The 20193-nt window shown below is 59.2% G+C and carries 23 protein-coding genes and 1 tRNA gene; 8 read left to right on the top strand and 16 right to left on the bottom strand.

Annotated elements, in window-relative coordinates:
• Nucleotides 1-125 precede the first annotated feature (125 nt).
• The 4 genes from RID11_RS12345 to RID11_RS12330 all read right to left on the bottom strand — a co-directional run bounded on the left by RID11_RS12345 (nucleotide 126) and on the right by RID11_RS12330 (nucleotide 2885).
• The gene (locus RID11_RS12345) at nucleotides 126-407 is read right to left on the bottom strand and encodes a DoxX protein (protein WP_350139515.1); all 282 of its coding nucleotides are present in this window, start codon (nucleotides 405-407) and stop codon (nucleotides 126-128) included.
• A gap of 62 nt (nucleotides 408-469) precedes the next feature.
• Complete coding sequence (gene msrB / locus RID11_RS12340) at nucleotides 470-937, bottom strand: peptide-methionine (R)-S-oxide reductase MsrB (protein ID WP_350139513.1); 468 nt, start codon at nucleotides 935-937, stop codon at nucleotides 470-472.
• Between the two features lie 74 nt (nucleotides 938-1011).
• Nucleotides 1012-1563, bottom strand: a complete 552-nt coding sequence (locus tag RID11_RS12335; protein WP_350139524.1) for a fasciclin domain-containing protein — start codon at nucleotides 1561-1563, stop codon at nucleotides 1012-1014.
• Between the two features lie 269 nt (nucleotides 1564-1832).
• Nucleotides 1833-2885: a DMT family transporter gene (locus tag RID11_RS12330; RefSeq protein ID WP_350139511.1), complete on the bottom strand. Its 1053-nt coding sequence runs from the start codon at nucleotides 2883-2885 to the stop codon at nucleotides 1833-1835.
• Between the two features lie 466 nt (nucleotides 2886-3351).
• On the opposite strand from RID11_RS12330, the gene RID11_RS12325 reads away from it, so the two are divergent.
• Nucleotides 3352-3783: a YHS domain-containing (seleno)protein gene (locus RID11_RS12325; RefSeq protein WP_350139509.1), complete on the top strand. Its 432-nt coding sequence runs from the start codon at nucleotides 3352-3354 to the stop codon at nucleotides 3781-3783.
• A gap of 280 nt (nucleotides 3784-4063) precedes the next feature.
• Here RID11_RS12325 and RID11_RS12320 read toward each other — a convergent pair whose 3' ends face one another.
• From RID11_RS12320 to RID11_RS12310, 3 genes are read right to left on the bottom strand one after another with little or no spacing between them, the layout of a single operon-like run.
• Nucleotides 4064-4678, bottom strand: coding sequence for an SCO family protein (locus tag RID11_RS12320; protein WP_350139507.1), 615 nt, complete (start codon nucleotides 4676-4678; stop codon nucleotides 4064-4066).
• On the bottom strand, nucleotides 4675-5247 hold the full coding sequence (locus RID11_RS12315; protein WP_350139504.1) for a hypothetical protein: 573 nt from the start codon (nucleotides 5245-5247) through the stop codon (nucleotides 4675-4677). The genes RID11_RS12320 and RID11_RS12315 overlap by 4 nt, the downstream gene beginning before the upstream one ends.
• A 9-nt stretch (nucleotides 5248-5256) precedes the next feature.
• Nucleotides 5257-5703, bottom strand: a complete 447-nt coding sequence (locus tag RID11_RS12310; protein ID WP_350139502.1) for a hypothetical protein — start codon at nucleotides 5701-5703, stop codon at nucleotides 5257-5259.
• An 833-nt stretch (nucleotides 5704-6536) separates the two neighbouring features.
• On the opposite strand from RID11_RS12310, the gene RID11_RS12305 reads away from it, so the two are divergent.
• Nucleotides 6537-7214, top strand: coding sequence for a VPLPA-CTERM sorting domain-containing protein (locus RID11_RS12305; protein WP_350139500.1), 678 nt, complete (start codon nucleotides 6537-6539; stop codon nucleotides 7212-7214).
• A gap of 571 nt (nucleotides 7215-7785) precedes the next feature.
• On the opposite strand, the gene RID11_RS12300 is transcribed toward RID11_RS12305, so the two are convergent.
• A complete protein-coding gene (locus tag RID11_RS12300) occupies nucleotides 7786-8181 on the bottom strand; it encodes a RidA family protein (RefSeq protein WP_350139497.1) in 396 nt (131 codons plus the stop codon).
• A gap of 633 nt (nucleotides 8182-8814) precedes the next feature.
• On the opposite strand from RID11_RS12300, the gene RID11_RS12295 reads away from it, so the two are divergent.
• The 3 genes from RID11_RS12295 (at nucleotide 8815) to RID11_RS12285 (ending at nucleotide 11039) form a co-directional block, all read left to right on the top strand.
• Nucleotides 8815-9666 carry a DUF4394 domain-containing protein gene (locus RID11_RS12295; protein ID WP_350139494.1) on the top strand — a complete coding sequence of 284 codons (852 nt, stop codon included), beginning with the start codon at nucleotides 8815-8817 and terminating at the stop codon, nucleotides 9664-9666.
• Nucleotides 9667-9795: 129 nt separating this feature from the next.
• Nucleotides 9796-10338, top strand: a complete 543-nt coding sequence (locus RID11_RS12290; protein ID WP_350139491.1) for a sigma-70 family RNA polymerase sigma factor — start codon at nucleotides 9796-9798, stop codon at nucleotides 10336-10338.
• Nucleotides 10335-11039 (top strand): anti-sigma factor, encoded by a 705-nt coding sequence (locus tag RID11_RS12285; protein WP_350139489.1) that lies wholly within the window; start codon nucleotides 10335-10337, stop codon nucleotides 11037-11039. Before RID11_RS12290 ends, RID11_RS12285 begins: the two co-directional genes overlap by 4 nt.
• Before the next feature lie 389 nt (nucleotides 11040-11428).
• Here RID11_RS12285 and RID11_RS12280 read toward each other — a convergent pair whose 3' ends face one another.
• From RID11_RS12280 to RID11_RS12245, 8 genes are all read right to left on the bottom strand, one after another.
• On the bottom strand, nucleotides 11429-11956 hold the full coding sequence (locus RID11_RS12280) for a VPLPA-CTERM sorting domain-containing protein (protein ID WP_350139487.1): 528 nt from the start codon (nucleotides 11954-11956) through the stop codon (nucleotides 11429-11431).
• 652 nt (nucleotides 11957-12608) lie between these two features.
• Nucleotides 12609-12683 (bottom strand) — tRNA-Phe (locus RID11_RS12275).
• Between the two features lie 78 nt (nucleotides 12684-12761).
• Nucleotides 12762-12944 (bottom strand): DNA gyrase inhibitor YacG, encoded by a 183-nt coding sequence (locus RID11_RS12270; RefSeq protein WP_350139485.1) that lies wholly within the window; start codon nucleotides 12942-12944, stop codon nucleotides 12762-12764.
• Nucleotides 12941-13966: a ribonuclease E/G gene (locus tag RID11_RS12265; RefSeq protein ID WP_350139483.1), complete on the bottom strand. Its 1026-nt coding sequence runs from the start codon at nucleotides 13964-13966 to the stop codon at nucleotides 12941-12943. Before RID11_RS12265 ends, RID11_RS12270 begins: the two co-directional genes overlap by 4 nt.
• Nucleotides 13963-14541, bottom strand: a complete 579-nt coding sequence (locus RID11_RS12260; protein ID WP_350139481.1) for a Maf family protein — start codon at nucleotides 14539-14541, stop codon at nucleotides 13963-13965. The genes RID11_RS12265 and RID11_RS12260 overlap by 4 nt, the downstream gene beginning before the upstream one ends.
• Nucleotides 14538-15059 (bottom strand): hypothetical protein, encoded by a 522-nt coding sequence (locus RID11_RS12255; RefSeq protein WP_350139479.1) that lies wholly within the window; start codon nucleotides 15057-15059, stop codon nucleotides 14538-14540. Before RID11_RS12255 ends, RID11_RS12260 begins: the two co-directional genes overlap by 4 nt.
• Nucleotides 15060-15100: 41 nt before the next feature.
• Nucleotides 15101-15319, bottom strand: a complete 219-nt coding sequence (gene infA, locus RID11_RS12250; protein WP_005978431.1) for a translation initiation factor IF-1 — start codon at nucleotides 15317-15319, stop codon at nucleotides 15101-15103.
• Between the two features lie 84 nt (nucleotides 15320-15403).
• Nucleotides 15404-16288 (bottom strand): carbon-nitrogen hydrolase family protein, encoded by an 885-nt coding sequence (locus tag RID11_RS12245; protein WP_350139476.1) that lies wholly within the window; start codon nucleotides 16286-16288, stop codon nucleotides 15404-15406.
• A 122-nt stretch (nucleotides 16289-16410) separates the two neighbouring features.
• On the opposite strand from RID11_RS12245, the gene RID11_RS12240 reads away from it, so the two are divergent.
• From RID11_RS12240 to RID11_RS12230, 3 genes are all read left to right on the top strand, one after another.
• On the top strand, nucleotides 16411-17448 hold the full coding sequence (locus RID11_RS12240) for a hypothetical protein (RefSeq protein WP_350139474.1): 1038 nt from the start codon (nucleotides 16411-16413) through the stop codon (nucleotides 17446-17448).
• Nucleotides 17441-18817 carry a hypothetical protein gene (locus RID11_RS12235; RefSeq protein WP_350139472.1) on the top strand — a complete coding sequence of 459 codons (1377 nt, stop codon included), beginning with the start codon at nucleotides 17441-17443 and terminating at the stop codon, nucleotides 18815-18817. Before RID11_RS12240 ends, RID11_RS12235 begins: the two co-directional genes overlap by 8 nt.
• 92 nt (nucleotides 18818-18909) lie before the next feature.
• Complete coding sequence (locus RID11_RS12230) at nucleotides 18910-20193, top strand: ABC transporter substrate-binding protein (protein WP_350139469.1); 1284 nt, start codon at nucleotides 18910-18912, stop codon at nucleotides 20191-20193.

The raw sequence follows: 20193 nt of genomic DNA, 5'->3' as shown, positions 1-20193 counted from the left end.
ACACCTCACCACCGCAACCGACACCCGCGCTGCGCCATCTGAAAGCTCCGCACGGATGTCGGTTGCTCCACCTGCGCCAATCGGCGTATCAAACCAAAGGGCTCCGGTTCCGGCTGGATGAAAGTTCAGTGGCAGGTCAATGCCGACAAGATCAGGCACCCGCCTGCCACCGCCCAGTTCTTAATCATGATCGACATCTGCCATGGGTCGGATGGAACGAAATGAAAGACGCTGGTCAGCAGGCAATAGGCCGCCAGCAAACGTCCCAGGGGTTTCAGGAACCTGCCCGCGACAAGCAGCCCGGCCGCCAACGCGTTAAACGCCAGGGCGGGCCAGATCAACCACACAGGCAATCCAACACCCGCCAAAAGCGCCTGCGCGGGGCCCGGGTCAATTGTCTTCTGCACGGCCCCTGCAACAAAGAGTATCGCCAAGAGGCACCGCCCGGCGATCCATTCGACTCTGCTTGTCATCCGGCCGGAACGAAGGTCAGGCTGAGACCATTCAGGCAATGACGTTTGCCTGTCGGCTCCGGTCCATCATCGAAGATATGACCCAGATGACCGCCACAGCGGCGGCAATGCACCTCGGTCCGGACCTGGAAAAGCAGTTTCCTGTCTTCTTTTGTCCGAACGGCATCCGGCAGGCTTTCGTAAAAGCTTGGCCAGCCGGTTCCGCTGTCGTATTTCGCGTCCGAGCCGTAAACCGCGAGGTCGCAGCCACGACAATGGTATGTTCCAGTGCGCGTTTCGTCGTTCAGTGGGCTGGTGTAGGGTCGCTCGGTTTCCTCTTCGCGCAGCACCAGGTATTCGTTCTCGCTCAGGCGGTCGCGCCACTCCGCTTCGGTGCGGCAAATCTCAAAACCGCATGTCGATGCGTGCAGAGGCCGGGCCATCAGCGCGGCTCCCGTCATCAACAGCATTGCTCTGCGTTTCATGGTTTCACCTCCTCGGAAAATGCCTGGACGGACCAGCGGGGGAGCGCCGGCCCGCTTAGGCGGTTGCTCTTGACTTATTTCGGAACGAGGACCGTATCGACGACGTGGATCACGCCGTTTGACTGATCGACATCCGCGATGGTCACGCGGCCCGCGTTGCCGCTTTCATCATAGATGAAGACGTTGTTGCCCCTGACCTGGGCCGACAGGGCGTCGCCTGATACCGCATTGAAGTGATAAAAGCCATCGGACGAGGCACGCGCCTGGCGTGCGATCTCGGCGGCGGACCAGTCACCCGCAACCACGTGCGCGGTCAGCACCTTGGTGAGCATGTCCTTGTTCTCGGGCTTCAGCAGCGTGTCGACGGTGCCGTCCGGAAGGGCCGCGAACGCCTCGTTGACCGGCGCAAAGACGGTGAATGGTCCGGGCCGTTGCAGGGTTTCGACAAGGTCTGCGGCCTTGACAGCGGCAACGAGCGTCGTGTGGTCGGCCGAGTTCACAGCGTTTTCCACGATGTTCTTCGTCTCGAACATCGGCGCGCCGCCAACCATCGGGTTTTCTGCGTAGGCGGCAGTCGCGATGGTCAATGCTGCAACTGCGGTAGCCAGTTTGGATACAATTTTCATGTCTTTCTCCTCCCAATAATGTCCGCAGCTTTCCTGCGGTAGCGACAGAAGATACGGGCGCGCCAGCGAAAGAGTTTCAGCCACCGTAGAAATAAACTGCGTCGAAGAATTCGTTGGATGCCAGAATGGCCCCGGTGCGTGAGTGATCTGATCCCCGCAATTTGGACCGTTTGAAGCTGGAGTTGACCCGGCCCTGTTTCACCGGACACCTAAACGTGAATCTCGTTCGCTCCTCCACATCATCGATGACGCGGTTGTAATAGGTGTCTTCATGCTCCTTTAAAGTTCACCCGGCCTTCATGTTCTAGCGCCCTATCGAGGTCCATCTCATTTTTTCTTAAGACGCCTCGTTCGACATTTTGCTGACGCAGGCGTCCATACTGTCCAATAAAAATTGCGACCAAAATAATTACGCCACCGGGAATCAATCCTGGCCCGGGATTTTCCCCTAGAAGGACCATGGCGATTGCCAGTGCCAGAAGCGGTGACGCCGACGTGGCCAATGAAATGTCACCTGTACGCGCGTGTTTAAGTCCAATCGTCCATGAAAATTGGCCGACAATGATAACGATCACGGCATAGACCCAGATCCACTTCCAGACGATCGCCGAGAAAATGTCCTGAAAGTGCAGCGCGCCGTAAAGGTAAATGGCCAGAAAGTAATAAATGATCGTACCCAGAACGGTTCGGTAGATCGAGAATATGCCAAGTGGAATTTCCTTGAGCGCCGCCCGGCTGACCAGTGTTGAAGCAATGAACGAAATGGTCGCGAAAACAGCCGCAATCTCTCCTTTGCCAAAGCCGAGCGCCATCGTATCACCGTTCAAGACCAGCATCAAAATCGCTCCCAAAAGGGCGACTAGTCCGGCGGAGAACGCCCATTTATCGAGCTTTTCACCCAACAAGAAAAAAGTAGCCAGCAGAAACAGCGGTGGCTCGATGCGACCAATCAATACAACATTCGTGACCGTCGTGTAATCCAAGGCGATAAAAAACAGGGCCGGTGTCACCGCCGAGGAAAGCATTGCCGACACGGAAAGGATCAGCCAGTTCTTTCGGCTAAGTTTGCGCAGATTTTCCAGCGTCCAGTCTTTGTAGAACATGACCGTCATAGGGATCAACGAAAGCAGGGAGCCCAAGAACAACAGATTGCAGAGAGTGACAGCATTTCGCCCCATGACCGGATGCTGCCGCCCGATATCAGCCAGCAGTGAAACAATGGAATTGGACGCAGCATAAACGAGGACAGCCAACCAGATAAGCCCCGCGCCGACGATCGTTTTTGGAATGCCTTTGGCGGACGCAGTGTTTGAATCGCTCATCGCTTGTTCTCCTGCTCGGGTATCTGTCGACGTTGGAGAGGGTGCCGAAGTTTGCGCAATCGGCAAAGAAAAAACTGCTCACGCGACAGTCACTTCTTGTTAAATACCATCAGCGAAATCACTCAGACACTGATATAACAACGCTAGCGATCCGCCTCGGCGTTTGATCAGCCGAACATTGGCACGAGGCGCAGTCTCCGGCATTGCACTTACGGATTCGAGCTGTCCGGAAGAACCTTACGCGGAGTTTTTCGGGTACGCATGTCGATTGATCGGATTAACACCAACAGAACTCGAAATCGTCCAATGCAGTTGATTCTCAACCTAAAATACCGATCATCAATCCTGCAATGATTGTCTGGTCAACGGGTTGTGAGGTAATGTTAATGTCCGCGTGCGCGCTTACGTGACATCCTCAAGCTGCGTCCAACATCTGATGGGCGCGCAGCAAGAGAGGATATCAGAAATGAATAAGAGACATCTCGCAGCAATCGCGATTGCGATTGGGAGCCTAGGTGCGCTTCCCGCAAGTGCGGCCAACACACTCGGAATTGCCTTTGCGGGCAACGATCCCGTGGCCCACATCCAAGGCGAACCAGCGCAGGGTCAGGCGAAGTTCTACCATCTCTGGAACGGGACGGTCTGGTACTTCAGCACCGAAGAGAACCGCGATGCCTTCAAGGCAGAGCCGACGGCCTACACGCCGCAATTCGACGCCTACTGCGCCTGGGCAGCCTCGCAGGGCTACAAGCGTCCGGGCGATCCCAACGTAACCCAGATCGTGGATGGCAAGCTTTATACCTTTGTCCACGAAGGCGCGCGGAAAAAGTGGCAAGAGGACATCGCGCAGCATATCGCCGACGGCGAATCCAACTGGGTCGATATCGAACCCTTCTGATCCGAAAGTTTCCTCCCTCGCGGCGGCCCCGGTTTGGCCGCCGCTTTTTTTATCCGCACCAAGCAGCCTGGGCTGAACGTCTCTTGGCATGGGCAAACGCACAGCGTCAGGTGACCCACATTGTCCGCACGCGTCGCCGCGAGGCAGGACAGGTTGCAACCTTTCACGACAAACGAAAGGCCGACGCATAAGAAAAAGGGGCCGGGAATAACCGGCCCGCAGTCGCGAAGCACAGCGACATGACGGTCACGCTTTCAAATCAGCAAAGCGGTGTGACATGTCACCGCCCCACGTAGCGTTCGACGATATCAGCCACCTGTTCCGCAGGAAGAACCGGTGGCACCAGCGTCAGAACCTTGCCAGTCGCGTTCATGAGAAAGATATGGCTGCTATGGGCATAGATCGGGCCGTGCTCGGGATCGACCATGATCTTTTCAAAGCTGATCTGAAACGCGTCATACGCCTCTTGCAATGCCTCCGGGCGACCCGTCAAACCAATCAGGTCGTCCGAAATCTCCGCCAGGGCCGGGCCCATCGTGTCGACCGTGTCCAGCTTCGGGTCAATGGTGATCACAACCGGAGAGACCGGAATGTCGCGCCGTTCCAGAACCTCCTTGGCATCCGCCAGCATCGGCAAGGCCGCGCTGCAAATGCCCGGGCAGTTGGCATAGCCGAAGAACACCAACTGCATCCGCCCGTCGGGATCGGTCTGGTCGCGGGCCTCACCGGTATGGTCGATCAGTTGGTACGACCCGCCCAGATCCCACGGCAGGGCCGTCACTTCATTCGGCACGTTCAGGGCAGACGGCGCCGCATGATCTTCGGTGCCATGCGCCAGTGCTCCGACCCCTAAAGAGCAGACCGCGACGGTCAGTATCCATGCTCTTGGCGTCATTCGAACAGCTCCTTGAGGAACGATTGCTCTTCCTCCACGCCGATGCCTGTATACCCATGCGCGGCGATTTCGGCATTGACGCGCGGATCGCGACGGAACCACGGCCCCTTGCCCTCGGCCTCGGGATGGTCCTCGGCCCACTTCTTCGTCCAGCGGTTGGCGGCGGTCCATTCCGACTCGCCCTTGGCGCGAATTTTCTGCACCAGGTAGATGTTTGTCGCGCCCAGGTCGGGATCCTCGATGAGCAGGCCATCGACCTCGACCTCGCGGCCACAGTAGGGCAGCAATTCGACCGCGGCACCGGTGAACGCGGGCTGCGCGTTCTTGTTGGGATAGACAAGCACCCCGTCAACACTACGCAAGAGACCCAACTGACGCGCCCCGCCCGCGCAATCGGCAGGACAATCGCCGGTCAGTTCGCACAGGATATCGACGACCTTGGCCTCGAACCGCGCCGGCTGCTCTGCATAAAGGTTCCACGGCTTTGCCTCGGACCCCTCTGAAAAGTCCTGGGCGGCGACCGGAAACGCAAATCCGGCCATGACAAGCGGTATGATGAAATTCTTCATGACAAGACCTCACTTATTCGGATTCGGAATGGCAAAGCCGGGCACCGGCCCGTAATCCTCGTGGTTGAGCTTGGTGATCCCGTGATCGGTAACGACATCTGCGACCACGAGGTAATTCAGCCCGTCGCGACGATAGAGCATCCCATCCGCCGTGATCTCGTGGCTGGCAAGGCGCAACTGTGTGTCGCCGCCCGCCGATCCATCGTCACCCTCGATCTTGAGCACCATGTAGACCTCGCCGTCTTCGCCAAGCAGACCCACCGGAATTCCCCCGGCAGAGCACCATAGTGCGCAGGTGTGATGTGCCGTCCCCGTCACGGCATCCGGCCCGCCCATCACACCGGAGTAATAACACCAGGTATCAATGATTTCGCCGGTGACCTGAATGCGTTCACCTTCCGCCGCTTGTGCGACCATCGGCACGGACAGTAAAACTCCCGATAGTAATTTTTTCATGCGCATGACACCCCTCCTGAAACCAAACCTCGCTCAGTTTAGATTATCCATCAGTCAGGTGCTGCCGCCAAATAAAGTTTCTGTTAAGGACGCAGGCTCGCGTCTCTATCTGATTGTTCGTGACCGGACGCAGCCAACGTTTTTGTGCAAATCTGCTGAGTTGCGCAAGCACACGCGGACAAGCGTGCCCCAAGATGCATTCGGTTCACCTCGCGGTTGTTCATCTTTAATCTGACGGAATAGATCGCGTCCTGGCAGCCTAGAGCCAGCCCATCCAACCATGCCAAAGAAGACTAGAATTTCCGAAGCCTGTAAACGTATATGTTGAATTGCATAACGGATTTGTCGAAGCCTGTAGCAGTGTATATTGTGAAATGGCCCCATAAGATCGGACAGTGAGCTAATAAGATCGGACAGTGAGCTAAGGTGTATCCCAAATCTTTAAAGGGATACGAATATGGCAAAGCGCCGGAACTTCACAGACCACTTTCAGGCCAAACGCAGCGAATACCAGTTGAGAGCCAGCCCGGAGTGACGGATGCTGCGTAAAGCAAGAACGGCTGCTTCAAGTTGTCGGATCTGCACTATCACGATCAGAGTAGAACCCGAAGCTGCCCAATCTCGCGAAAGCCGGAATCTACGCGCGCTTCAATGCTGATCCCGTCGATTTCGGCACAGAAAATCCCAGACAACCTCTGCCCCCGTCTGGCAGCGGAAGAAATCGCAGAAAAATTTCGCGAAACTAGAAATCAATTGAAACTCTACAGCCATGGAAGCCGTGTCTCTTCCTTAAGGTCTCGAATCTCGAGATCAAAAAACCAAGGGAGATGTCAATGAAACCGACAAGATCACTCGCGCTCGCCGCAACCCTTTGTACAATCGCCGTATCTTCGGCCTCGGCTGCGACGTTCACGAGCGCCGGAGCCTTCGCGTCTGCAACCACGAACATCCAGACGGAAACGTTCGACGACAACATCGCCCAGCCGGGCCTCTTCGGCACTCCGGTGATCACGTTCGACAACGGCACCACGTCCACGGCGCGCAACACGCAGCAGTTCAACCGTGTCACCGACGGCGTTTTCATCGGCGGCACCCGCGCGGGGCGCGACGACTCGTTCGACAACACGATCATCTTCGACTTCGGTCGGCAGGTCACCGCCTTCGGAGCGGACTTTATCGGCGCGGCCGAGATCATGATCTCGGGCATGTTCGATGGTCAGACCCAGTCATTCCTGCTGGGTGATCTACGCAGCGATGACGGCTTTGTAGGTCTGACAAGCTCAACTGCGTTCAGTACGATAACCTTTAGCACCGACGCAGGTGGTTTCCTGCCTTTCGGAAACCCGACAGTGTCACTGCAGGCCAAGAACTTCCGCTTGGACAACCTTGCCCTGGGTGACGCTGCCACCGGAGATCCGATGTCCCCGGTGCCGCTGCCAGCCTCCGCCCTGATGCTCCTGTCCGCCTTGGGCGGGTTCGGCGCCTTGCGCAAGATACGCCAGCGCAGCTGACCGCGTGCAGAACAGTCAGGGCCCGAAACAGAAATGACATGCCCGAAACACTGTTGAGATCAGACGAGAACGGCGGATCCTACGCGGGTTCCGCCGTTCATTCCTCAGATGCTTTCGCAAACTAAAGTCTCAAATGCTTTTCCTGGCACCTGAACCGACCTCCTCGGCAGCATGTTCCACAGGCGCGTTGGCCTTATCAGTCGCATACTTGGCGGCGGATCTAGTTTTATCTGCAGGCGCTGCGAACGTATCAGCAGCAGTTGAAAAGAAACGTCTTTATAAAATGATGTTCGCTGTGCCCAGTTTAGCCGTCCAAAAGCCACCGTTTGTTAAACGGCCACCCCGAAGCCAACATTGGCGCAATTGCTGCGAACGCAAACTTTATCCGCACATCGGTCACTCGACAAACGCAGCAAAGGTCAGCGCTTATCAGCTCCGCCGTTTCACGCCATGACCGCTGCGGGCTGACAGCGTTCGTCGGGCCAACTTAAATGGGGCGTTGAAAATCCAAAATCGAGTGCTGCACCGCCGCGATTCGGCTCAGAGCCCGAAGCAGTTAAGCTTTACCACATCAATCAGCGATTACAGCGTCAACCTCGATTTCCACGAGCCATTCCGGGTTCACGAAACGATTGATTGCCATAATGGTGTCGACCGGACGGGCGTCCCTGCAATACTCTTTTCGTGCCTCAATCGCGGCCTTCCAGTTGTCAATGTCCGTCAGAATGACACGTGTGCGGACTACATCATGCAGCCCGGAGCCAGCCTGTTCGAGTGCTGCCTCAATGATCTCGAAACATTGCTTGGTCTGGGCGTAGACGTCCCCCACGCCAACAGTCTTTCCATCACTGTCAACAGGCGCAGTGCCTCCCACAGAGATGTAAGGACCTACTCGGACCGCACGGCTGAAGCCGACGATCTCTTCCATAGGGTTGCCGTTCGAAATCAATTGCCGTCGGTGTTCCATGTCGCCCCTCCTTCTTTGGTAAGGACCATAATATGCGAAAACCTTCTTCAAGTCCGCTCCATCCGCACTGCTGCCCCTGAACCTCTTCAAATGCTGCGCGATATACAAATCGCCGGTCTCGGGAATCTCCGTCTAGGGCACTGGTTCCGCTTCCGGTGTATTTTGTTGAATCACTCTGCAACCTGAAACTTGCCACAAAATATTGGAACAAGGTTCCCTCATGTCACCCTTGGTTAAGCTCTGTTTGCGCGACAGAACTTTCGCGGAAGCATGTTCTGCAGATTTGCTTCTTCTTGGCAGCACACCGACTTTTTCCAACACAATCAGCCCCGGAGCGGCCCCATAGTCTTTGCCCAAAAACTGCGATAGCTGACCTTCACCGCTTGGGTCGCAAACTGGTAGACTGCGGGACAAAGCACGCGTTCGCTGCGGCTCCGCCGAGGTCTGCTTCGACGAATTTGCGGTGCGAGAAACGGTCCATTTGGGCCCGACCGGCGCATTTGGGTCGGGCATCATCTCGTTGTAATTCTGAAAAATCAGATTGCTTTGAAACTATCCACCGCTGCCTTTCGTTCCTGAGGTTAGAGCGTATCCAAGCAGGAGCGCACTGAGGCCAACTTGAAAGGAAAAACGATGAAAACCCATACTCTTGTGACATCTCTGATTGCCCTTACTGCGAGTCCCGCATTCGCTGATAGTCACGCGGCGGTCTCCGGCTACGTGCTTGCTGATGACGGCGCAACGCTGGTCGTTATGAGCAATGTAAACGCCCCCTCAGACGTGATGACCTATAGCCTGGCCTCTCCGCTGAAAGCGATTGCCTGGCGTCCAGTGACCGGTGAACTGCTCGGTTATTCCGATGGCATGATCGCAACGATTAACCCAATGTCGGGCGAGATGACCGATCTGGGCGCTTCGTTCATGGAGGATGCAATGATCGGCGACGGCAAGATGGTCGCGTTTGACTTCAACAACAAGATCGACGCGGTCCGCGCTGTGACCTCGGCGGGCGACAACCTCGTCTATTTCCCCGAAGATTTCGGCGACAATGATGAACGCGCCGGTTCCGTGCGCCGGTTCACAGACCTCGCTTACGCCGACGGCGATTCGATGGCGGGAACGACACCGATGATCTTTGCCAATGCCTACACGAACGCCATCAATGGCGAGACCGCGAGCGCGACTTTCCAATACGCGCTGGATGCTGAAACCGACACACTGGTCAGCCTGGCCAACAATGCAGGGACACTGAAAACCATCAGCAAAATCACTGTTGATGGCGCGCCTGTTGATTTGGCACCAATGGGTGGCTTTGACATCGTCTCAGCCAAGGAAGGCGAGAACATGGGGCTTGCGATCCTGCAAATGGACGGCGCTGCATCGGCGGGACTCTATGAAATCGACCTTGAAACGGGTGCGGCCACGATAAAGGCCGATCTCGGAATGGGTGGCATAACGGGTTTTGCGGCGTCGCTTGGTATGTAACCCGTGACAGGTTAGTCGAAAGTTGTTGGTTACCAGTGCAGGATGGTCCCGGCGGCAAGAGATTGCTGTTCGGGGCCATTTCTGTCAGGCAGATAAGAACAGAATTTATTCGAGCTGCTCAAGACCCAAATGACGGACCGCAAGAACATAGAAAACCTGATTGGCAAGATCGCCCTTGGCGACAGAGCTGCATTGGCCGCTCTCTATGATGCCACGAGCGGGAAACTTTTCAGCGTCTGCTTGCGTGTCTTGAAGAACAGGTCAGAAGCCGAGGATGCCCTCCAAGACGTGTACCTTCGGATTTGGGCCAAAGCCGATCGATACGCGGTCACGGGTCACAGTCCGATGACATGGCTGATCACCGTTGCGCGAAACCTGGCGATTGATAAGCTGCGAGCCAAAAAGAGCAACTATGTGGCCCTCGACAGCGTTGGCGAGCTTGTCGAAAAGCGTCCGGGCCCCGAGGCTGCGAGCATCGCCGCGTCAGAGCAGCGTCGGATCAGCGCCTGTTTTGACGAATTGTCGCCAGATCGCGCCGATGCTGTCCGTGCCGCCTATCTTGATGGCGCGACCTACGAAGCGCTTGCGGACCGTTTTGAAGTGCCGCTGAACACGATGCGAACCTGGCTGCGCCGCAGCCTGATATCTTTGAAGGAGTGCCTTGCGCGATGAGTGACCAACAGGAGATACCGGAGGACGAGGCGCTTGCCGCCGAATACGTCTTGCGCCTGCTGGACGTGGACGCAGAACAGGCGTTTGAGGCGCGATTGAAAAACGAACCTGAATTGCGTGAACTTGTGCAGTTTTGGGAGGCCGAGTTCGCGGCTCTGGCCGTTGATGTGCCTGAAGAAGTTCCATCGCCTTCGATCCGCTCGAAGCTTCTTGCGGAATTGAGTGGTGGGCAAGCAAGCGCGAAACGCAGCTGGACATGGGGATGGCTGGCCTTCCCCGGGCTGGCCGCTGTTGCCGTTGCAGCATTTCTCGTCTTCAGTCCGATGCTGAGTGGCCCGGCATTCGATCCAACGCTCCATGCAACGTTGATCTCGCAAGATGGGGCGGTGCATATAGAAGCGGGCTACTCGCCGGACGGGAATTTGTTCAAAGTAATCCCCGAACAGGGCGAGCCAGCGACAGGCCGGGCTTTTGAGCTTTGGGTGCTCGGTGCGGAGGCGCAAGCGCCCGTATCATTGGGCGTGATCCCGGCGGATCGGGAGAGCCTGTTCGAGATCACACCCGAAATTGCCGCCTTAATCGACGGCGGAACATTGGCTGTCTCGGACGAACCGGAAGGTGGATCGCCGACCGGCGCGCCAACTGGGGCCATTCTTGCAGTCGATGAATTCTTTGACGCAGATCTATTTCGCTCCGGTTGAAACCCTTACAGGCATCACGCCGTGGCCTCCTCATATCCGCAAAAAATTACGGACAACAATTAGAGGAACTCAACATGACATTCAAAACCAAACTTGCCACAGCCGTACCAGGTGTTGCTTGCACGACCGGTCTTTGACAAAAACCACTTGTCACAACCTGTGTGCCTAGAACCGTCGTCCTGACCTTCCAAAAGCCCAGGCCAGAACGCTCGCGCGCTTGCTACTTCGTAACCAGGAAGTCGACCAGTGAACGGCCTTCCGCGAGAGCTTCAAAGACGGTTAATATGGATCAGACGTCGGGACTCATTGTAAACGCCATTCAGAAATGTCGCTCGGATAGGATAACAAAGCAGAAGTGTCAGCCCAGGCGCTACGACGCTCTACGGTGATCAAGCCGCTTTGCGGCGCCGAAGCGCAAAGATGCCGAGACCCGCAAGACCAGCCAGCAACATTGGGAAAGCTGTTGGCAGCGGGACAGGAGCTGAAACGGATTTCTCTACGTGAGATATCGAGCCCGAACCAGACGTGACTCTGAAATAGACAAACAAATTGTCCCACGTTTCTCGGGAATAGGAGATAGTGAAGGGCGAAGTGATCGAACCCAAGTTCTCTTTATCGAACCAACCTTCGCCGAAATTGTGGGAATAGTCTGAATATAGCGTATTCGTGGTATGGCTGTCGGGAATGCATGACCAGTAAATATTGTCACCACACCCATTGCCAGAAAATGCGTAGGTGACAGAGAACGAGCCGTTACGGCTGATAGGCTCCACTGCCAGATCAACGGAGTTCGCACCGTCAAATTCGAATACAGCCCAGTCGTTCTGATCCATATTCAGATCTTGGATCGTCGCGGCAGTAACAGGCGACATATTTACGGCAGCGGCTAAAGCTACTGCAGAGATTGCTTTCAGCATTGCGGGCTAACCAAATCCTAAATTCCAACAAGTGTTTGATCACTCGAGAGATGTCGAACGTGAAGGCGAGCGCACTTCAGTAGGTTCAACACCGGGGCAGGTAATGCGCGTGGAGCACTTTGTCTATACCTCCGAACCATGAAGACGTTGCGTCACTTATTTCACAACCTGAGAGCCTAAAACGCTCCTTTTTGGCACTGGCGCAAACCACTCCTATGGATGCCGCCAAAAACCCCGTCCAAAACCCACCCAGTTGTTGAACGTTTTTGGCGGCCCTTCGGTAGCGGACACCCATGCATAACGCGGCATTAGTTACATTGGGCTCTCACCCGGCATTCTCTGCACTTGGCTTTAATGTCCGCTGTCGGGATGCCGTCCGAACTTTGCAAAGCCCGCTTCCTGCGCATTGCCGCCGACCGAGGTTACAAAGACGAGCGGCATCTGTCGCTGAATGCTGCGGTTGCAATGCCGCACTCACATCCTTTGGTCCCTCGCCCAACGCCACGGGCACGAGCCTTCGACGCTAACACCGTGGCTGTATCGCGGTTGCGCTGTTGTCGAACCTTGAGGCAAAAGTTGGGCTAGATTACACATGAATTACACGCACCGCTTACGATAGCTCAGGGAATCGTCGATAAGTTATTGATTTTATTGGTGCCCGGGGGCGGAATCGAACCACCGACACGAGGATTTTCAATCCACTGCTCTACCCCTGAGCTACCCGGGCACGGGAGAAGGCGGGGCCTTCGGGTGAGCGTGTCTTAGGCGAGGCGGGGCGGGGTGTCCAGAGGGTACACGCAAAAAATCAATGGGGTTTTTGCGGCTCTTCTTCGGCCGCGTCCAGCGCTGCCTCGACATCCTCGGGCTCGGTGGAGGGCACCGCGTAATCGCCGCTGAACCACTTGCCCAGATCGACATCGGCGCAACGCTTCGAGCAGAACGGGCGATAGCGTGTATCGGTGGGTTTCTTGCAGATCGGGCAGGTCATTTCAGCATGTCAGTCAGCGGTAGGCGGTCGCGTTTGCGTTGCAGCTCAAAATGGCCCAGCGGGGTCCATCCCGCAAGGGCGGTTTCGGTCGCATCCTTGCGGAATGCCGCGCGCAGGGTGGTCTCGAATGTGCGGCGGTCCTTCTTGGGCATCGGTGCGAGGTCTAGCGTGATCTGCCCGCCCAAGCCGCGCAGGCGCAATTGCCGGGGCAGGTCGCGGGCCATGGCGAGATTGGCCTTGAGCCCTGCCGCAGGGCTCGCATCGCCGCCGGTATTCACATCCACCGCGACGAGCGCACGGGTCGGCTCCACGTAATACGAGGCACCACCGGGCAGCGGCACCTGTGCATCGCTCAGCATATCGACCTGGTCGAGCACACCAAGTGTCCCAAAGCACCCCGGATCGGTGATCACCTCCGAGGGCTCTGCCCAGTCCCGCCAGGCAAGGGCATGCGGGCCATCGCCTTCGGTCAGCTTTTCAGGCTCGCGCCCGGCGGCATCGGCCAGAACCGCGCGGGCTAGATCCTGCATCGTGCGAATGTCCTCGGCTATCTCGTCCGCATCCCCCACGGCGCAGGCCGAGCGCAGGATCAGGCCCATATCGCTCTCGCCCATTTCCGCATGCGCGATCTGCAACAGCGTGTCGCGCAGATCGTCGTCCTTGATCGCGCGCGACACGTTCAGCCCCGGGGCCTCCGGCGTGACGATGGCATAGCGGCTCTTGAACAGCAGTTTTACCGTCACCGGCAGCGCCTTGCCCGGCTCCGCATAGCCGGTGACCTGCACCAGCAGCGGCTGGCCGGGGGCGAGGCCCTTGACCTGCCGTAAGAACGCCGAGCCATCGGGGGTGCGCAGGAACATGCCGCCCTGTCCCTTCACCGGCCGGTCGGCGATGGCGCGGTAGATGGCACCGGGGCGCGGCTGATCCGAATCGATCAAGAGATCGTCGAGCCTGCCATCGACCATAAGGGCGGCGGCCTCGGCCCCATTGATATGATCAAGGGCGATGGTGCGCGCGGTCATTGCGTGTCCTTCCAGAGCGGATAGCCTGCCGCCTGCAAGAGCCCGGCGGTCTCGGCCAGCGGCAGGCCGACAACGGCGGTGAACGAGCCTGATATCCACGGGATCAGCGCCCCGGCGGGGCCCTGAATGCCGTAGCCGCCCGCCTTGCCCTGCCAGTCATTGCTGGCGAGATAGGCATTCAGTTCCTCATCCGACAGGCGCTTCATCCGCACGGCGGTCACCACGTCGCGCTCCCAGATATGCGCGCCGCGTCGCACCGCGACGGCGGTGATCACCCGGTGACGACGGCCCGAAAGGGCGAACAGAAACTCTGCGGCCTCTGCCGCCGACTCGGGCTTGCCCAGGATACGGCGGCCCAAAGCCACGGTGGTATCGGCAGCGAGCACGATATCGTCGTCCTCCGCCGTGACCGCCCCCGCCTTTTCCCGGGCCATGCGGGCGCAGTAGGGGCGGGGCAGCTCACCCTTGGCGGGGGTCTCGTCGATCTCGGGCGGGCGGATGTCATCCGCCACGACGCCGATCTGCGCCAGCAGATCCCTGCGGCGCGGGCTTCCCGATCCCAATAAAAGTCTCATTTGATCTTCTTGGAGATTTGAAGCGCTAATTCGGCCATCTTTTCGCGATACTTTTCGAGCAGCCAGTCGTTCCCATGGAAAGTGACTAGGCCATCCGTGACCATCGTATGCTCCAGTTGGTATCTTTGTCTTGCTTGAGCAACCTCAATCAGATCTCTGACCAACTTTAAACGCTTTCCATAGGCAACTGGCATGTATCTGTTAACTTCCGTTGCCAGTCCGTGTTCAGAAAAAACAACTGCTTTGTCAATTACAAAGCATGTCAGTTTTTCACCTTGGGCATGTGGCGTGACGTCGAATAAATCACCGTCAGGATTGTGCCAAACAGCATGTTGTTCCGCCTCGAAAAACACTCTCGGCCAGAATCGCACAGACCACCCCGTTAATATGTCGCCACCGTTCATCAGAACGTGACGCTTGACGTTATTGAAACAATTTCCAGCGTCTGACTCATTTTGATAGTCACGATTCAGAATATGGAACATTTCGCCGCCAAGTTTGGCGACGAAGTCTAGCATTTGCCTCGTTTCCTTTTGCGGAGTAACGAGTTTCAAGTCGCTTACTTGAAGCGGTAGTTGATCCGACCCTTGGTCAGATCATAGGGGGTCATCTCAACCTGCACCTTGTCGCCTGCCAGAACGCGGATGCGGTTCTTGCGCATCTTGCCTGCCGTATGTGCGATGATCTCATGGCCGTTCTCAAGCTCGACCCTGAATGTCGCATTCGGCAGGAGTTCCTTGACGACACCGGGGAATTCGAGCGTGTCTTCCTTGGCCATGGTCTCTCCTTGCTTTGGCATTCCGCCATTCTTGCGGAACGCGCTAGTAAATGGGCCTGTTTCACGTTTTTTTCAAGGGCATAATCACCTGAGCGGCATAGATGTGACCTGCATGTCGCGGCCCGCCTGTTCGGCCCAGTGGCGGCGGTTGAGCACGACGCCGTCGTCGCGGACATGCGCGACACGCGCAAGGTCCACTTCGGCCAGCGTCCAGCCGGGGCGGTTGAGCGTGCCTTCGGCAATGACGCCGGTCGGCGGAAAGCCCCTGTCGGGCGGGCCGAAGATGCCGCCCATGCCGGTATTTTCGTCCACCGCCGGCGACCATCCCGCATCGCCCACGGTCGAGGACATGACGGTGACGCATTGCATTTCGAGCGCACGCGCCATCGCACCGATGCGCACCCGCCAATATCCCGTCAGCGCCTCCGTGCAGGAGGGCACGAGAATGAGGTCAGCATCGTGCAGGGCGCGGCCCAGCAGGGGGAATTCGCTGTCATAGCAGATCAGGATGCCGATCTTGCCAAGGCTCGTGTCGAACAGGCGCAGCGGCCCGCCCGGCACCACGTCCCACTCCTCGCGCTCGAACCGGGTCATGATCTGCTTGTCCTGCACGCCGCAGCCCCCCGAGGGCGTGAACAGCCGCGCGCGGTTGACCGGGCGCGCGCCGAGGTCGGGATCAAACACCGGAGCAGAGGCCGCGAGGACGTGCAGCCCGTGCCGCACGGCCAGAGTGCTGTGCAGATCGTCCACATCCGCGATCCGGTTTGAGACCGCATGCAGCGAGCGTTCCAGATCGCCCGCCACCTCCGGCCCGTCGAGCATCGCCAGTTCCATCGCGCCGTATTCGGGAAAGACCGCCAGATCGGCCCCCTGCCCTGCGGCATCGGCAACCCACTCGGTGATCTTGGCGGCGTAGTCGGCCCAGTTGGTCAGGGCATCGAGCGGATAGGCGGCGGTCGCGATTTTCATCGAGGTCCTCATATGCAACAGGTGGCGCTCTTGTAATCGCTCCGCAAGAGCACGTCGAGCGATTGCCGCCCCGCGCGCAACCGTGCTATCACTTGTCGTATCGAGGCAGGGCAGCCCTACATATGGCGAAAACGGCACTCAGCAAATACCAGCGGCTCGAAGCGGCGGGCCTGTGGCGCGCCGATGCGGAGGCGCAGCGCATCGACGTGATCGTGTCGGTCGGCGAGGCGACGCTAACCATGACGGATATGCGCGAGCGGGTGCAGGCGCATTGGTCGATCGCCGCCATTGCCCGGGCCAATCCGGGGCAGAAACCGGCGATCTATCATCCTGACGGCGACCCCAATGAGACCTTGGAACTGCCCGAGGACGAGACCGACATGATCGCCGCCATCGAAACCCTGCGCAACACAATCGCCCGACAACGACCGAGGCCGGGTCGGTTGCGGCTTTACGGTGTGCTGACAAGCGTCACGGCGGTAGTCCTGCTGGCGCTGTTTTGGCTGCCCGGCGCGGCGCGGGATCATGCCCTGCGTGTCGTACCGGCAGTCAAACGCGCAGAGATCGGACAGGCGCTCATCACCCATTTGCAGCGCGCCACAGGCCCCGCCTGCCGTGCGCAAGGCGGCAACGCCGCGCTGGCCGCGCTGGCGCGCCGCCTGCCCCCGCGCTCAGGCGGCGTGCGGTTCATGGTCGTGCGCAGCGGCGTCGAAGACACCCTGCGTCTGCCCGGCGGAACGGTCATGATCAACGCCGATCTGGTCGAGGATCATGACGAGCCCGACGTCGTCGCAGGCCATATCATCGCCGCCTATCTGCGCGCCGAAGTCCGCGATCCGCTGCACCGCCTGCTGACTGATGGCGGCGCAGTCGCGAGCCTGCGCCTGCTGGCGACCGGACAACTGACCGACGACACCCTGCGCGACCATGCCGAAACGCTATTGAAGTCACCGCCCGAGATGCCCTCTGACACCGCGCTGCTGGAGGCGTTCGCCCATTGGCAGGTGCGCATGGCCCCCTACGCTTATGCGCGTGACATCACCGGCGAGACGGTCTTGTCACTGATCGAGGCCGACCCGTTCGCGCGCGGAGCGGAGCCGCCACCGCCAATCCTGAGCGACGCAGACTGGTTGCGGCTTCAGGGAATTTGCGGTGGCTGAGAGATCCATCGTGCTGGCCTTCTCAAGCGCGATCACCTTGATGATCTTGGCCAGCGCTGCATGGGCGCACGCCTCGGAGCAGGGGTTCGTCCTGCTGTTGCCGACGGATGTCTATATCGCGGCGGGCGGGGCAACCGTGGCGCTGACCGTGGCGCTATTGGCGGTGATGCCGGGCGGAGTGGCCGGGGCGGTCTTTCGGCCTCTGCCGTTGGCCGTCTCGCCGCCAAGGCCCCGCCATATTCTCAGTCTTGTGGCAACCGCTGTCCTGTTGTGGCTGATCTGGCGGGGCATTTCGGGGCCGCGCGATCCAATGCTGAACCCGCTGTCACTAAGCGTCTGGGTGGTGTTCTGGATCGCGCTGGTCAGCCTGCAGGGGCTGATCGGCGACTTCTGGCGCTGGATCAACCCGTGGTCCGGCCTGTCCGCGCTTGTCGCCCGGATCACCGGGCGGCGCGCGCCGCTCCGCTATCCGAGGGCGCTCGGACATTGGCCGGGGGTGGCGAGTTTCCTCGCCTTCGCGGGCTTTCTGCTGGCCGACCCCGCCCCCGCCGATCCGGCGCGGCTGGCCGTGGCGGTTGCGGTCTATTGGACGCTCCACATGGTGGGGGTTCTGCTGTTCGGGGGGGCGTGGCTGTTGCGCGCCGAGGGGATCACGCTCCTGATGCGCAGCTATCCGCGGATGGGGCTGTTGGGCCGGGCGCGCGGGCGGCTGGCACTGGGCCTTCCCGGGTGGCAAGTGCTGTCGCGGCCGATGCCATCACTCAGCCTTGCGGTGCTGATGCTGGTCTTGCTCGGGAGCGGCAGTTTCGACGGGCTGAACGAGACCTTTCTGTGGATGGGCTGGCTCGGTCTTAATCCGTTGGAGTTTCCGGGCCGTTCCGCCGTAATCGGGCCTAATCTGCTTGGACTGCTGCTGACCAATCTGGGGCTGATCGCGGTCTTTGCAATCTGTCTCTGGCTTGGTGCGCGGCTCGCGGGCGAGCGGGCGGGCATGGGCCTGCTCATCCGCCGCTATGCGCCCACGCTCCTGCCGATTGCCTTGGCCTACCATATCGCCCATTACCTCACGAGTTTCCTGCTCGACGGGCAATATGTGCTGGGCTGGCTGTCCGAGACGCTGGGCGCGGGGCATGTCCATGTCACAGCTGGGTTTCTCAACAGCCCCGGCCCGGTGCGGCTGATCTGGATGACGCAGGCGGGCGTGGTGGTCGCGGGGCATGTGATCGCGCTGCTGCTGGCGCATGCCATTGCCATCCGGGCCGGTCAGAGCACGCGGCGTGCGGCGCTGGCGCAGGCGCCGCTTGCGCTCTTCATGGTGGCCTATACAGTCTTTGGCCTGTGGCTCTTGGCCACGCCGCGTGGGGCCTGAGGGCTAAAGGGCTGGACATGCAGGCCGCTGTTGCGCAATTTGCGCGCAACCGGGCCTTGCGGCTCTAGTTCTGACTGATCGGAGGATCGCCCATGACCACCCCGACCAAAACCGCCACCCGGCGCGGCGCGCTCAAGACGCTGGCAGGCGGGGCCGCCGCAGCCACCCTGCCGCTCTGGGCGCGCTATACTCATGCCCAGAGCGCTGAGCCCATTCGCATCGGGTTTCAACAGCACCGCACCGGGATTGGCGCGGCCTATGGGCGCTGGTATGGCCGGGCGACCGAAGCGGCGGTAGACCTGATCAACGCGGATGGCGGCATCAATGGCCGCCCCATCGAGATCATTGCCGAGGATGACGGCACCGATCCCAAGCGCGGGGCCGAGGTGGTCGAGAAATTCGCCAATCAGCATGGTTGCGACGTGGGGTTCGGCACGCTCTTCAGCCATGTGGTGATCGGCTCCGCCCCCCGCGCCGGAGAGTTGAAACTGCCCTATTTCGTGGTCTCGGAGGGCACGCATGTCTCGTCGGGCATGCTCAACCGCTATACGTTGCAGCCGGGCATTACGGATGTGCGAAGCCAGGTGATCGCGATGGCCCCGTTCATCACCGACACGCTGGGCAAGAAGGTCACGATGATCTTTCCCGATTACGGGTTTGGCTATGACCACCGCGATGCCCTCGCCCCGGCCATCGAGGCGCAGGGCGGCGAGGTGCTGGCCAAGATCGCCATTCCGCCGTCTGAGACGTCCTTCACCAAGTACTTCCCCAAGATCCCGCGCGACACCGAAGTGCTATACCATGTCATGGTCGGTCCTGCGGTGCTGACCTTCGTCAAGGAACTGGGCGAATTCTTTGGCGGGCGAGGGCCAGAGCTTTTCGGCTTCATCGACAGCCTCGAGGCGGTAGCCATCGACAGCCCCGGGCTCGACTTCCTCGAAGGCAGCCATTTCTGGGAAGGCATGTGCCGCCACCAACAACCCGACGAGAGCGCGCATGAGACCTTCTATCGCGAGGCCGTGGGCGTCGATGCGCGCGGGGCATCGGTGAACGATCCGGCGGATGTGTCGACCTATGGCCACATGTTCGGCTGCTGGGAGACGCTGCACGTGATCAAGGCGGGCATGGAGGCGGCGGGATACGCCGGGCCGCAAGACCGCGCCGCGCTGATCGAGGCAGTCGAGGCGATGACCGACATGCCGTTGTCGCGCGCGCATCCCCAAGGGGCCAAGCGGTTCAACGGCAAGACCCATCAGGTGTTCGGCCATCAATATATCAGCCAGGTGCAGAACGGCACGCTGATGCGCGTGCACACGACCGCGATCGAGGATTCGGTCTATCCCGATATGGTCGATTACACCACGCAGGCGTTCTGA

The organism is Roseovarius sp., from assembly GCF_040219995.1.
In the GTDB taxonomy this organism is placed as follows: domain Bacteria; phylum Pseudomonadota; class Alphaproteobacteria; order Rhodobacterales; family Rhodobacteraceae; genus Roseovarius.
The sequence above is the reverse complement of the archived record's forward strand: the minus strand, read 5'-3'. Positions and strand labels throughout refer to the sequence as shown.

Excerpts from the sequence above, each read along its gene's own strand:
- msrB (WP_350139513.1), bottom strand. The coding sequence starts at position 937 with ATGAAACGCAGAGCAATGCTGTTGATGACGGGAGCCGCGCTGATGGCC.
- RID11_RS12335 (WP_350139524.1), bottom strand. The coding sequence starts at position 1,563 with ATGAAAATTGTATCCAAACTGGCTACCGCAGTTGCAGCATTGACCATC.
- RID11_RS12330 (WP_350139511.1), bottom strand. The coding sequence starts at position 2,885 with ATGAGCGATTCAAACACTGCGTCCGCCAAAGGCATTCCAAAAACGATC.
- RID11_RS12325 (WP_350139509.1), top strand. The coding sequence starts at position 3,352 with ATGAATAAGAGACATCTCGCAGCAATCGCGATTGCGATTGGGAGCCTA.
- RID11_RS12320 (WP_350139507.1), bottom strand. The coding sequence starts at position 4,678 with ATGACGCCAAGAGCATGGATACTGACCGTCGCGGTCTGCTCTTTAGGG.
- RID11_RS12315 (WP_350139504.1), bottom strand. The coding sequence starts at position 5,247 with ATGAAGAATTTCATCATACCGCTTGTCATGGCCGGATTTGCGTTTCCG.
- RID11_RS12310 (WP_350139502.1), bottom strand. The coding sequence starts at position 5,703 with ATGAAAAAATTACTATCGGGAGTTTTACTGTCCGTGCCGATGGTCGCA.
- RID11_RS12305 (WP_350139500.1), top strand. The coding sequence starts at position 6,537 with ATGAAACCGACAAGATCACTCGCGCTCGCCGCAACCCTTTGTACAATC.
- RID11_RS12300 (WP_350139497.1), bottom strand. The coding sequence starts at position 8,181 with ATGGAACACCGACGGCAATTGATTTCGAACGGCAACCCTATGGAAGAG.
- RID11_RS12295 (WP_350139494.1), top strand. The coding sequence starts at position 8,815 with ATGAAAACCCATACTCTTGTGACATCTCTGATTGCCCTTACTGCGAGT.
- RID11_RS12290 (WP_350139491.1), top strand. The coding sequence starts at position 9,796 with ATGACGGACCGCAAGAACATAGAAAACCTGATTGGCAAGATCGCCCTT.
- RID11_RS12285 (WP_350139489.1), top strand. The coding sequence starts at position 10,335 with ATGAGTGACCAACAGGAGATACCGGAGGACGAGGCGCTTGCCGCCGAA.
- RID11_RS12280 (WP_350139487.1), bottom strand. The coding sequence starts at position 11,956 with ATGCTGAAAGCAATCTCTGCAGTAGCTTTAGCCGCTGCCGTAAATATG.
- RID11_RS12270 (WP_350139485.1), bottom strand. The coding sequence starts at position 12,944 with ATGACCTGCCCGATCTGCAAGAAACCCACCGATACACGCTATCGCCCG.
- RID11_RS12265 (WP_350139483.1), bottom strand. The coding sequence starts at position 13,966 with ATGACCGCGCGCACCATCGCCCTTGATCATATCAATGGGGCCGAGGCC.
- RID11_RS12260 (WP_350139481.1), bottom strand. The coding sequence starts at position 14,541 with ATGAGACTTTTATTGGGATCGGGAAGCCCGCGCCGCAGGGATCTGCTG.
- RID11_RS12255 (WP_350139479.1), bottom strand. The coding sequence starts at position 15,059 with ATGCTAGACTTCGTCGCCAAACTTGGCGGCGAAATGTTCCATATTCTG.
- infA (WP_005978431.1), bottom strand. The coding sequence starts at position 15,319 with ATGGCCAAGGAAGACACGCTCGAATTCCCCGGTGTCGTCAAGGAACTC.
- RID11_RS12245 (WP_350139476.1), bottom strand. The coding sequence starts at position 16,288 with ATGAAAATCGCGACCGCCGCCTATCCGCTCGATGCCCTGACCAACTGG.
- RID11_RS12240 (WP_350139474.1), top strand. The coding sequence starts at position 16,411 with ATGGCGAAAACGGCACTCAGCAAATACCAGCGGCTCGAAGCGGCGGGC.
- RID11_RS12230 (WP_350139469.1), top strand. The coding sequence starts at position 18,910 with ATGACCACCCCGACCAAAACCGCCACCCGGCGCGGCGCGCTCAAGACG.